Origin of the sequence: Curtobacterium sp. ODYSSEY 48 V2, assembly GCF_023712625.1 — a bacterium.
In the GTDB taxonomy this organism is placed as follows: domain Bacteria; phylum Actinomycetota; class Actinomycetes; order Actinomycetales; family Microbacteriaceae; genus Curtobacterium.
Map to the genome: position 1 here is coordinate 391,033 of NZ_JAMAXX010000002.1, position 11,917 is coordinate 402,949.

Consider the following 11,917-nt stretch of genomic DNA (forward strand, 5'->3'; position numbering starts at 1 on the left):
GGTGACTACGGGGTCAGGCGCGTCGGTCCGCGGAACAGGTAGGTGACCTCGCGGATGGACGGCTCGTGCAGGGCGAGCATGAGCACGCGGGCGAGGCCCATGCCGAAGCCGCCGTGCGGCGGGACGCCGTAGCGGAAGAAGTCGAGGTACCAGCCGAGCTCCTCGGGGTCGAGGCCCTTCTCGACGGCCTGCGCCTCGAGCACGTCGACGCGGTGCTCACGCTGGGCACCCGTGGAGATCTCGGCGCCGTTGAACAGCAGGTCGTAGCTGTTCGTGAGCGTCGGGTCGTCGGCGTGACGCATGTGGTAGTACGGGCGGATCGAGGCGTCGTAGTCCGTGACGAACACGAACTCCGAGCCGTGCGTCTCCTTCGCCCAGGCGCTGACGCGACGCTCGCCCTCGGGGTCCAGGTCGCCGTCCGCCCGCACGACGTCGTGTCCGCTGTCGGCGACGATCTTCCGGGCCTCGGCCAGGGTGACGCGGGGGAACGGAGCGGTCGGGACGACGAACTCGAAGCCGAAGACCTCCTCGATCTCCTTGCCGTACTTGTCCTTGACGGCGGTGAAGCCGGCGACGAGGAGCTCCTCGTGCATCGCCATGACGTCGGCGTGCGACTCGACCCACGAGATCTCGGCGTCGACGCTCGTGAACTCGGTGGCGTGACGGCTCGTGAAGGACGGGTCCGCGCGGAACGCGTCCGCGATCTCGAACACCGCGCCGAAGCCGGCGGGCTGCGCCATCTGCTTGAAGTTCTGCGGGGACTGCGCCAGGTAGGCGGTGGTCTCGAAGTACTCGAGCTGGAAGAGCTCGGCGCGCGACTCGGACGCCGACGCCATCAGCTTCGGGGTGTGGATCTCGATGTAGTCACGCTCGACCCAGTACGTGCGGAACGCGTGCTCCAGCGTCGTCTGGATGCGGAAGATCAGGTTCTGCTTGCGGTTGCGCAGGTCGAGGAAGCGCCAGTCGAGACGCTTGTCGAGCGAGGAGTCGTCCGCGATGGGCGTCTCCGGCTTCGCGGCGCTGACCACCTCGAGCGAGCCGACCTTGACCTCGAGCCCGCCGAGCTTCACGCGCTCGTCGTGCTTCAGGGTGCCGCGGACGTGCACGAAGGTGCCGTGCGCGAGCCCGGAGATCTCGTTCGTGACGGTGAGCCGGGCCTGGGCGTCGTCGTCGCCGTCCTCGGCCTCGCGCGTGGCGGGGTTCACCAGCTGCGCGGCGCCGGTCTCGTCGCGGAGGACGACGAACTGGACCTTCTTCTGGTCGCGGACGGTCTCCACCCAGCCGGCGACGGCAACGGGGCCGTCGGGGAGGGCGGCGAGGTCGGCGATGCGGGTGCGTTCGATCACGGTCGTCGAGTCTACGGCCTCCTCCACAGGTGGGGTCCCGGTCCGTTCTCTCCACAGCGTCGGCCGGGAGGCGTGGTTCGGCCCCGGCACGTCCGTAGCGTCGTCCGTGTGGTCGGGTCGCGAGTCGAGAGGGGATCCCGGATGACGGCAACGGGAGCGGGGCTCGCGGCCTGGCCGCCCGTCGCGGTGGCGGCGGTGGTCGCGGCTGCGGTCGGGTCGGTGCTGACGTTGGTCGGCGCGGCCGTGGGAGGCGTCTGGGCGCTGGTGCGGTGGCGGCGGGACGTCGGGCGCGAGGAACGCGACCGGGCCTGGGCGCGGTTCGTGTGGACGGTCGACCAGGTGTGCGACGGCGACGTCGGACGGGCCGAGGTCGGTCGGTTCAGCGCTCGGGCGATGTCCAGAATGCAGATCCTTCGCGCCGATGACGCCGCGATCGGCAAGATCGTGCTCGACCTCATCACGGAAGGGAACGCAGATGGCAGTGGAAGACCCGGTGGTCGCGCTCATCGAACGCGATCGTGACGAGTGGCGGCAGTTGATCCGACGGCAGTACCGCTTCCGACCCTGGGAGGCACGACGGATCATCCGGGTCCACGACGACCTGCTCCGGTGGCGCGATGAACTCCGGGCGGCACAACGGGAGCGGGCGCGGCTCATCGAGTCCGGTGAGCTGCAGGTCGACCGGTGACCGAGCGGTGTCTCCGGCTTGCCGGGTGTCGTCCGGGGCTCAGGGGAGCGTGGCGCGCAGCGTGCTGAGCGTGCCGATGAACTCCTCGGCCATGCCGGCCCGTTCGACGAGCTTCGCGTGCCGGGCGCGGGCGTCCTCGAGCGACGCGTCGAGGCGGGCGGCGAGTGCCGGCTGGTCCTCGGGTCCGGCGTCGGCGAGGGCGTCGACGACGCGCAGGAGCTCCGCCATCTCGTCCAGCGAGAACCCGAGCGGCTTCATCCGACGGATGACGAGCAGTCGCTCGAGGTCCTGCGCCGTGTAGACCCGGAACCCTCCGGTGGTCCGTCCGCTCGGCACGAGCAGCCCGACCTCGTCGTAGTGCCGGATCGTCCGCAGGGACATCCCGGCGCGCTCGGCGAGCTCACCGATGTGCATGGTGTCGCCCGGCGTCGGGGCGGGGGAGTCGATCGCGTGCACGGGAGCCATGGTGGCAGACCGCCGCGCGAGATCGCTCGGAGTGCACGTCTGCCCGGCGCAACCCTCCCCTCACGTCAGGGTATGGTCGCTGGCGATGTCCCTCGCACCGCTCGCCCCCGCGGCACCCACCGTCCTCACCGCGCTCCGGTCGCCCCGGCTCCTCACCCGTGAGGTCCTGGCCGGCGTGGTCACGGCGCTCGCCCTCATCCCCGAAGCCATCTCCTTCTCGGTCGTCGCCGGGGTCGACCCGGCCGTCGGCCTCTTCTCGAGCGTCGTCATCGCGGTGGTCATCTCGATCGTCGGCGGGCGACCCGCGATGATCTCGGCCGCCGCCGGATCGGTCGCGCTCGTGATCGCTCCGCTCGTGCGCGACCACGGCGTCGCCTACCTCGTCCCCGCGGTGGTGCTCGGCGGTGTGGTCCAGCTGGTGCTCGGCTTCCTCGGGGTGGCCCGACTGATGCGCTTCATCCCGCGCAGCGTCAACGTGGCCTTCGTCAACGCGCTGGCGATCCTGATCTTCACGGCGCAGTTGCCCAACCTCCTCGGCGACGACGTCCCGTTCGTGGTCTGGCCGCTGACGGCGCTCGGCATCGGCATCATCGTCGCGTTCCCCTTCCTGACCAAGGCCGTCCCCGCGCCGTTGATCGCGGTCGTCGTGGTCACGGCGATCACGATCGTGTTCGGGGTCGCGGTGCCGACGGTCGGCGACGAGGGCTCCCTGCCGACCGCGCTGCCCGGGTTCGGCGGCATCACGGTCCCGCTGTCGCTCGAGACCCTGCAGATCATCGCGCCGTACGCGTTCGGGGTCGCGATCGTCGGCCTCATCGAGACGCTCCTGACCGCGCAGCTCGTCGACTCCCTGACCGAGACCCGGTCCAGCGGCTGGCGCGAGTCGTGGGGCCAGGGCATCGCCAACATCGCCTCGGCGTTCTTCGGCGGCACGGGTGGCTGCGCGATGATCGGCCAGACCGTGATCAACGTGAAGACCGCCGGCGCCCGGACCCGGGTGTCGACCTTCACGGCGGGCGCGGCGGTGCTCGTCCTGACCATCGTGCTGCACGACCTCGTCGCGCAGATCCCGATGGCGGCCCTGACGGCCGTGATGCTCATGGTCTGCGTCGCGACCTTCGACTGGCACAGCGTCCGGCCCCGCACGCTCGGGCGGATGCCGCTCGGCGAGACGGCGGTCATGGTCGTGACCGTCGTGGTGGTCGTCGTCACCCAGAACCTCGCGACGGGTGTGCTGGTGGGCGTGGTCGTCGCGGCCCTCGTCTTCGCCCGTCGCGCGGCGCACGTCGTGTCCGTGGTGCGCGAGCCGGTCGACGAGCGCACCGTGCGGTACCGCGTGCACGGTGCCCTGTTCTTCGCGTCGTCCAACGACCTGGTGACGCGGTTCTCCTACGCCGAGGACCCGGAGCGGGTGATCGTGGACATGTCGGGCGCGCACGTGTTCGACGCCAGCACCGTCGCGGCACTCGACGGCGTGGAGCAGCGGTACGCGCGGCACGGCTCGACCGTCGAGGTCGTGAACCTGAACACCGGGTCGGTGGCACTGCACGGCCGACTGACCGGACGGCTGGGCTGACGGCAGCGACCGGGCGGAGCCGAACGGTCGCAGGGGCTGAACGGTCGCACATCCGGTGAATCCGCTGTGGGGCGGGTGATGACGGTGGAGCGACCTAGACTGGAACCCATGCCCGCGACACGGATCCACCTCGTCCGGCACGGCGAGGTCCACAACCCGGGGCGCGTGCTCTACGGCCGGTTGCCCGGCTTCGGGCTCAGCGAACTCGGCGCCCGGATGGCCGGTGCGTCGGCGACCGCCTGGCACGACGCCGGGGTCGACGTCCGACGGATCGTCGCGTCGCCGTTGCAGCGCACGCAGGAGTCCGCGGCGCCCTGGGCCGCCGCCTACGGGCTCGAGGTCTCGCTCGACGAGCGCCTGATCGAGCCCACGAACCGCTACGAGGGCCGGCGCCCCGGCTTCACGAAGCGCTCCATCGGACGCCCTGCGGAGTGGCCCTGGATCGCGAACCCGTTCCGGCCGAGCTGGGGCGAGGCCTACGAGTCCATCGCGAACCGCATGCTCGCCGCGGTCGCCTCCGCCTGGGAGAGCGTCGACGGCGGCGACGTCGTCCTCGTCAGCCACCAGCTCCCCATCTGGACCGTGCACCGCAAGCTCGCGGGGGAGCCGCTCTGGCACGACCCGCGCAAGCGTCGGTGCGACCTGTCCAGCATCACGACCCTCGAGCGTGTGCCCGCCACCTCGTCCGGTCGCTTCACCGAGGTCGGGTACGCGGACCCCGCGCAGTCCCTGCGTGCGTCCGCGGTCGACGAAGGAGCAGTCTGATGTCCGCACGCAGCCGGATCGCCGCCGTCGCGGCCTCGGCGGTGATCGCAGCCCTGGCGCTCGCCGGGTGCTCGTCGTCGAACGACGACCTGTCCCGCCAGTACGGCAGCGGCACCACCCAGAACTACATCTCCGGCACCGGTGCGGTGACCGAGGTCGCGACGGACGAGCGGAGCGCCCCGGTCGACTTCACGACGAAGGACACCGACGGCGACACCGTGTCGGCGGAGGAGCTCCGCGGCAAGGTCGTCGTGCTCAACTTCTGGTACGCCGGCTGCCCGCCGTGCCGGGCCGAGGCGAAGTACCTCAACCAGGTGCACGACCAGTACGCCGACGACGACGTGGTCTTCGTGGGCGTCAACGTGCGTGACGAGGAGGGCACGGCGGCGGCGTTCGAGCGCACCTTCGGCGTCGACTACCCGACCGTCCTCGACGCCCGCGACGGCACCGTGCAGCTCGCGCTGTCCGGGCAGATCGCTCCGAACGCCGTGCCCGCCACGATCGTCCTCGACAAGCAGGGCCGCGTCGCCGCCCGCGTCCTCGGCGCGATCGACGGCAAGAGCATCCTGCAGACCCTGGTCAGCGACGAGCTCGACGGCAAGGCGTCCTGACCCGTGCCCGGCAACCCCTTCGCGGACGCGATCCTGAGCGGCCAGATGCTGGTCGCGTTGCCCGTGGCAGCACTGGCCGGGCTCGTGTCGTTCCTCTCCCCGTGCGTGCTCCCGCTCGTACCGGGCTACCTCGGGTACGTCGGCGGGATCGCCGAGGGTGGGCAGCGCCGCGGTCGGGTCGTGCTCGGCGTCGTGCTCTTCGTGCTCGGGTTCACCGCGGTGTTCGTCGCCTACACGACGGTCTTCGGTGCGCTCGGGTTCTGGCTCGTCCGGTGGCGTGACCTCATCACGCAGGTCCTCGGTGTCGTCGTGATCGCGATGGGCCTGGTGTTCATCGGTCGCTTCACCTTCCTGCAGCGCACGATCAAGCCGTCGTGGACCCCCGCGACGGGCCTGGTCGGGGCACCGCTGCTCGGCATCGTGTTCGGCCTCGGCTGGACCCCGTGCCTCGGGCCGACGCTCGCAGCGATCAACCTGCTCAGCGTGCAGTCCGGCAGCGCGTGGCAGGGCATGTGGCTCGGCGTCGCGTACTGCCTCGGGCTCGGCATCCCGTTCGTCCTCGTCGCGCTCGGCGCCGGGTGGGCGACCGGCGCGATCCGCATCGTGAAGCGTCACATGCGCACCGTCAACATCATCGGAGGAGCGATCCTGATCGTCATCGGTCTGCTCATGGTCACCGGCATCTGGTCGGCCGTCATGTCGAGCCTCGGGGCGGTGATCCAGAGCTTTGTCCCCGCGGTCTGAGCGCGACACCACCCCCGAGCGGTCGGGTAGCGGACCGGGGTCCGCGGACGACGTGTCCGCGGGCGCCGACCCGATGCGGCCGTCCGACCACGTCGACAGTGCCGCACCGGCCCCCGGAGCGGACGACGGCCCGACGCAGCCGAAGCTCGGGTTCGTCGGCTACGTCCGCTTCTTCTGGCGGCAGCTGACGAGCATGCGCACGGCGCTCTTCCTGCTCATGCTCCTGGCGCTCGCGGCGATCCCGGGATCCCTCGTGCCGCAGCGCACCGCCGACCCGAACGGCGTCGTGCAGTACAAGGCGGACCACCCGCAGCTCTTCCCCGTGCTCGACACACTGCAGGTCTTCGACACCTACACCTCGGTGTGGTTCTCGGCGATCTACCTGCTGCTGTTCGTCTCGCTCATCGGATGCATCGTCCCGCGCACGAAGCACCACTGGCAGGCGCTCCGGACGCGACCGCCGAGGACGCCGGTGCGTCTCGGCCGACTCGCCGGCTACCGGTCCGTCCCGGTCGAGGCGGACGCGACCACGAGCCTCCCGTCCGTCGACGACGCCGTGACCCGCGCGGCGGCACTGCTCAAGCGGTCCGGCTACCGGGTCGAGCGGTTCGGCGACTCCGTGAGCGCGGAGCGCGGGTACCTGCGCGAGACCGGCAACCTCGTCTTCCACGCGGCGCTCGTCGGCGTGCTCGTGGCGGTCGGCCTCGGCGGTGGCTTCAGCTACACCGGGCAGCGGCTCCTGGTCGAGGGGCAGACGTTCTCGAACGTCCTCGGCTCCTACGACTCGTTCAACCCCGGCCGCTGGTTCCGGCAGACCGACCTGCAGGGCTACAACCTGACGCTCGACAAGTTCACCACGACGTACGAGGAGAAGAACCTCGACGCCCTCGGCCAGGCACTGGACTACTCGGCGACGGTGACGAGCCGCGAGAAGGGCCAGGAGCCGAAGACCGGTCGCATCGGCGTGAACGACCCGCTGTCGGTCGGTGGCACGAACGTCTACCTGCTCGGCAACGGCTACGCGATGCAGGTCACGATCCGCGACGGTAAGGGGAACGTGGCGTTCCAGGACGTCGTGCCGTTCCTGCCCGAGGACGCGAACTACACGTCCACCGGCGTCATCAAGGTGCCCGACGCCTCGCCGTCGCAGCTCGGGCTCGTCGGGTTCTTCTACCCGACGGCGTCGAAGCTGTCGACCGGCGCGTTCGCCAGTGCCTACCCGGACGCGCAGAACCCGCTCCTGACCCTGCAGGTGTACCGCGGCGACCTCGGTCTCGACAGCGGCGTCCCGCAGAGCGTGTACTCGCTCGACACCAGCGGTCTCGAGCAGATCGCCGGGCGGCAGTCGACGACCCCGAGCATCGAGCTGAAGCCCGGTCAGACGAAGACCCTGCCGGACGGTACCGGCTCGATCACCTTCGACGGCGTGAAGCGCTACGTCTCGCTCGACGTGCACCACGACCCCTCGCAGGCGTTCGTCGCCGGGTTCGCGGTGCTCGCGGTGCTCGGCCTGCTCACCTCGCTGTTCGTGCCCCGCCGCCGCGTGTGGGTGAAGGCGGTCCCGCGCCGGGGAGCCGAGCACGGCGAGTACGACCTCGAGTACGCCGGTCTGGCGCGCGGCGAGGACCCCAACCTCGAGCGCGCCGTCGACGACATCGCCAAGAGGCACCTGTCGGACCTCGGAGTTAGGATCCCTGCGTGAACCCGGACATGACGACCAACCTCGCGACCTACTCGGTCGTCCTGACGTACTCCGCGATGGCGGTCTACGTCATCGCGTTCATCTCGTTCGCGCTCGACATGGCGAAGCGATCGGGTCAGGTGGCGTCCGCCTCGGCTGCTGCGCCGGCAGCGCCCGCCGCGCGCACCGTCGCGACGGTGCAGGGCGGGACGGTCGTGCTCGAGAAGGTCGAGGCCGACCGGGGTCGCCCCGGCGGCGGCGGGACGAAGTTCGAGCGGGTCGGCATGGCGATGACGATCCTCGCGCTCGTGCTGCACGTCGGTGCCACGGTCCTGCGCGGCATCGCGGCCGACCGTGTCCCGTGGGGCAACATGTTCGAGTTCTCGCTCACGGGCACGGCGCTCATCACGCTGATCTTCCTGCTCGTGCAGCTCTGGCAGAACCTGAAGTTCCTCGGTGTGTTCATCACCGGTCTGACGATCATCCTGCTCGGCATCGCGACCGTGAACTACTGGGTGCCCGTCGTGCCGCTCCAGCCCGCGCTGCAGTCGTACTGGTTGGTCATCCACGTCTTCGTCGCGATCGCCGGGACGGGCTTCTTCGCCCTCGGCGCCGGGCTCGCCGTGGCGCAGCTCGTGCAGACGTACCGCCAGGGTCGTCCCGCGTCGAAGCAGCTCCGCTTCATGGAGACGCTCCCCGACGCCGAACGGCTCGAGGTCCTGACCTACCGCGTGCTGCTCGTCGGCTTCGTGCTGTGGACCTTCACGCTCATCGCGGGTGCGGTCTGGGCCGAGCGCGCCTGGGGCCGGTACTGGGGGTGGGACACCAAGGAGGTCTGGACCTTCATCATCTGGGTGGTCTACGCCGGGTACATCCACGCGCGTGCGACCCGCGGGTGGCGCGGTGCGCGGTCGTCGTGGCTGGCGCTCATCGGGTTCGCCGCGGTGATGTTCAACTTCTCGGTCGTCAACGTCTTCTTCAAGGGCCTGCACAGCTACTCCGGCCTGTGAGGCCGACCGGGCGTCGCTGCGGCGGCGACCCCGGGACGGACGGGAGGCGCGGTGCCATCGGGCACCGCGCCTCCCGTCCGTCGTGTCCGGGCGTTCCTGCCTCGCGAGAGCGGGCACGATCTGTCACGCTCGGCGGTCGAGGCCGACGAGTCTCGCCCGTCCGGCGGACGTGAGCGGCACGTCCTGCGCGCTCGTCGCCGCCCGGACACCGTTCGGTCGGTTGCTCCCTCGTCGTCGCCCGCGGCAGCCCGGTCTACGCGGCGGCGAGCAGGGCGTGGACGCGCTCCAGCCGCGCGAGCCACCACGCCGTCCGCTCCGGCGATGCCGCGTTCCGCTCCAGCAGCTCCCGCGACACCTCCGCACGGCGGACCGGCACCCGACCGTCGACCGGCAGCAGTGGCGTGTCGGTGACGTCCGTCTCGAACATGGCCGCCGTCCCGAGCCCGGCGGCGTAGCCGGGGCTCATCGCCGCCGCCGCGAGGAACGCCCCGGTCCCGAGCCCCACGGACGTGTCGAGCGCACTCGACACGACGCACGGCAGCCCCGCCTCGGCCACGATCGCCCGTGCCGCGGTGACCCCGCCGAGGGGCTGGGCCTTCACGACGAGCACGTCCGCCGCCCCCGCACGGGCGACGGCGAGCGGGTCCGAGGCCCGGCGCACGCTCTCGTCCGCGGCCACGGGCACGTCGAGTCCCGCGATCCGGCGTCGGAGCTCGGCGAGTTCCGGCACCGACCGGCACGGCTGTTCGGCGTACTGGAGTCCGTACGGCGCGAGTCGTTCGAGGGCCTCGACGGCCTGGTCGACGGACCAGAGCCCGTTGGCGTCCACCCGGACGGCCGCTCCCGGCCCCATCACCCGACGGACCTCGGCGACGCGGGCGACGTCGTCGTCGGTGCTCGTGCCGGGCTCGGCGACCTTGACCTTCGCGGTCGTGCAGCCGGGGTAGCGGGCCAGGAGGTCGGCGACCGCGTCCGGTCCGACGGCGGGCACCGTGGCGTTGACGGGCACGGCGTCGGCGGCGGGGTCGTGCTCGGTCCACCCGAAGTCGATCGTGCTCCGGAGCCACGCGGTCGCCTCCCGGTCGTCGTACTCGACGAAGGGCGAGAACTCGGTCCACCCGGTGGGTCCGCGGAGCACCAGGGCCTCGCGGACGGTGATGCCGCGGAAGCGGACGCGCATCGGGAGTGCGACGACGTGGGCGTCGGCGGTCAGGTCGGCGAGGTCGGGGAGCACACCCCATCCTCGCGCACGGGCAGGTGCGGTGCCCGGACGCGGTGGGCCGCAGGGGGTGGTCGCGCGTCCAGCGCTCCCGCCGGTTCCTCGGAGCCGACCGCCAGGGCCGGGCACTAGCATGCACCGGTCGGCCCAGCGCCGGCGTCGCCACGGACCACCGTGGCGCGTCCGTGAGGGGACCGAGAGAGGGAGGGCCGGTGGCGTCGGATCCGCAGCAGCGCGCAGCCGCGCAGCGTGCAGCAGCGCAGCGTGCGGCCGCGCAGCCGACCGCGGCCCAGCGCGCGGCGGCCCAGCGTGCCGCAGCCCAGCGCTCGGCAGTGCAGCGCTCCGGTGCCGCGCGACCGGCGGCGCCGCAGCGCGCCGCCGCCCCCGGGACGACACGGCCGACAGCGAGCGCCGGGAGCCGGTCCGGTGACACCGGCGACTTCGAGCGGCTGATGCAGCGGAACACCGTCGACGCCCGGGCCCTCGAACGGTCCGCCCGGCGGCGTCGGAACCCGATCGTCGGCAAGATCGCCCTCGGGCTCGCCGTCGTCTCCGCCGCGGTCGACGCGAGTGCGTTCGCGGTCTTCATGGGCGGCGACACCACCTTCGCGTTCGGCATCTGCTTCGTGGTGGTCTTCCTCACCCTCATCGCTGCGGTGCTCGGTTTCATCGCCGCGGTCGGGTCGTTCGGCCGTTGGTACGGCGCGATCGGGGTCGTGCTCGCCTTCTTCGCGAACCCGGTCATCCTCATCGTGCTGCTCGTCGTCCTCGTGCCCGAGGCCCTCTCGGGCACCTAGCGCGGGACGGGACGGCTCCACGGCCCGCCTCGGGCGCGGGCCGGCGCCGGCCGCCGGCGATACGGTGGGCACATGGCTGCTCCCGTCTCCGACCTGTTCGACCCCGACGTCTGGACCGCCGCTCCGGTCGCTGAGCACTTCACCGACATCACGTACCACAAGCACGTCTCGCAGGGCATCGTCCGCGTCGCGTTCGACCGGCCCGAGGTCCGCAACGCCTTCCGCCCCCGCACCGTCGACGAGCTGTACCGCGCCCTCGACGACGCGCGACAGGACCCCCGCGTCGGTGTCGTCCTGCTCACGGGCAACGGCCCGAGCCCGAAGGACGGGGGCTGGGCCTTCTGCTCCGGCGGTGACCAGCGCATCCGCGGCCGCAGCGGCTACCAGTACGTCGGCGACGAGGGCGCCCCGCCGGAGGGCGTCGACCCCGCTGCCGCCCAGGCGTCGATGGGGCGGCTCCACATCCTCGAGGTCCAGCGCCTCATCCGCATGATGCCGAAGGTCGTCATCGCCGTCGTGCCCGGGTGGGCCGCCGGCGGCGGGCACTCGCTGCACGCCGTCGCGGACCTGACGATCGCGAGCGCGGAGCACGGCCGGTTCAAGCAGACCGACGCCGACGTGGGGTCCTTCGACGGCGGGTACGGCAGCGCCTACTACGCCCGCCAGATCGGCCAGAAGCTCGCGCGCGAGGTCTTCTTCCTCGCGGAGGAGTACTCGGCGCAGCGCGCGTACGAGATGGGCGCGGTGAACAGGGTGGTACGGCACGAGGACCTCGAACGCGAGGCGATCCGGTGGGGCGAGACGATCCTCGGCAAGTCCCCGACCGCCATCCGCATGCTCAAGTACGCGTTCAACGCCGTGGACGACGGCATGGTCGGCCAGCAGGTCTTCGCGGGCGAGGCGACGCGCCTCGCCTACGCCTCCGACGAGGCGGTCGAGGGCCGCGATGCCTTCCTCGAGAAGCGCCCGCCGGAGTGGACGTCCTTCCCGTGGCACTACTGACCCCGCGGGCCCA

At 71.6% G+C, this 11,917-nt stretch carries 12 protein-coding genes; 9 read left to right on the forward strand and 3 right to left on the reverse strand.

The genetic code is table 11. The features are described from left to right. Positions 1-5 precede the first annotated feature (5 nt). Complete coding sequence (gene aspS, locus M3666_RS04565; RefSeq protein WP_251154606.1) at positions 6-1,346, reverse strand: aspartate--tRNA(Asn) ligase; 1,341 nt, start codon at positions 1,344-1,346, stop codon at positions 6-8. Between the two features lie 475 nt (positions 1,347-1,821). Between aspS and M3666_RS04570 the strand changes: the two genes are divergently transcribed. Then, positions 1,822-2,034 (forward strand): hypothetical protein, encoded by a 213-nt coding sequence (locus tag M3666_RS04570; protein WP_251154607.1) that lies wholly within the window; start codon positions 1,822-1,824, stop codon positions 2,032-2,034. 39 nt (positions 2,035-2,073) lie between these two features. Here the strand turns inward: M3666_RS04570 and M3666_RS04575 are convergent, their stop codons facing one another. Further along, positions 2,074-2,448, reverse strand: a complete 375-nt coding sequence (locus M3666_RS04575) for a MerR family transcriptional regulator (protein WP_235426653.1) — start codon at positions 2,446-2,448, stop codon at positions 2,074-2,076. A gap of 136 nt (positions 2,449-2,584) precedes the next feature. On the opposite strand from M3666_RS04575, the gene M3666_RS04580 reads away from it, so the two are divergent. The 6 genes from M3666_RS04580 to ccsB all read left to right on the forward strand — a co-directional run bounded on the left by M3666_RS04580 (position 2,585) and on the right by ccsB (position 8,886). Next, entirely contained in the window at positions 2,585-4,075 is a 1,491-nt protein-coding gene (locus M3666_RS04580; protein WP_066655289.1) for a SulP family inorganic anion transporter, read from the forward strand. Between the two features lie 108 nt (positions 4,076-4,183). Beyond that, positions 4,184-4,840: a histidine phosphatase family protein gene (locus M3666_RS04585; RefSeq protein WP_251154608.1), complete on the forward strand. Its 657-nt coding sequence runs from the start codon at positions 4,184-4,186 to the stop codon at positions 4,838-4,840. Continuing rightward, positions 4,840-5,451 carry a TlpA disulfide reductase family protein gene (locus tag M3666_RS04590; protein WP_066655286.1) on the forward strand — a complete coding sequence of 204 codons (612 nt, stop codon included), beginning with the start codon at positions 4,840-4,842 and terminating at the stop codon, positions 5,449-5,451. Before M3666_RS04585 ends, M3666_RS04590 begins: the two co-directional genes overlap by 1 nt. 45 nt (positions 5,452-5,496) lie before the next feature. Continuing rightward, complete coding sequence (locus tag M3666_RS04595; RefSeq protein WP_209685262.1) at positions 5,497-6,195, forward strand: cytochrome c biogenesis CcdA family protein; 699 nt, start codon at positions 5,497-5,499, stop codon at positions 6,193-6,195. A 73-nt stretch (positions 6,196-6,268) separates the two neighbouring features. After that, positions 6,269-7,897, forward strand: coding sequence for a cytochrome c biogenesis protein ResB (locus M3666_RS04600; protein ID WP_251154660.1), 1,629 nt, complete (start codon positions 6,269-6,271; stop codon positions 7,895-7,897). Between the two features lie 8 nt (positions 7,898-7,905). After that, complete coding sequence (ccsB, locus tag M3666_RS04605; protein ID WP_209685265.1) at positions 7,906-8,886, forward strand: c-type cytochrome biogenesis protein CcsB; 981 nt, start codon at positions 7,906-7,908, stop codon at positions 8,884-8,886. Between the two features lie 253 nt (positions 8,887-9,139). On the opposite strand, the gene M3666_RS04610 is transcribed toward ccsB, so the two are convergent. Continuing rightward, positions 9,140-10,120, reverse strand: a complete 981-nt coding sequence (locus M3666_RS04610) for an o-succinylbenzoate synthase (RefSeq protein WP_066655283.1) — start codon at positions 10,118-10,120, stop codon at positions 9,140-9,142. 197 nt (positions 10,121-10,317) lie between these two features. On the opposite strand from M3666_RS04610, the gene M3666_RS04615 reads away from it, so the two are divergent. Further along, positions 10,318-10,902: a hypothetical protein gene (locus M3666_RS04615; protein WP_066655281.1), complete on the forward strand. Its 585-nt coding sequence runs from the start codon at positions 10,318-10,320 to the stop codon at positions 10,900-10,902. 72 nt (positions 10,903-10,974) lie between these two features. Next, positions 10,975-11,904: a 1,4-dihydroxy-2-naphthoyl-CoA synthase gene (locus M3666_RS04620; protein ID WP_066655279.1), complete on the forward strand. Its 930-nt coding sequence runs from the start codon at positions 10,975-10,977 to the stop codon at positions 11,902-11,904. Positions 11,905-11,917 lie beyond the last annotated feature (13 nt).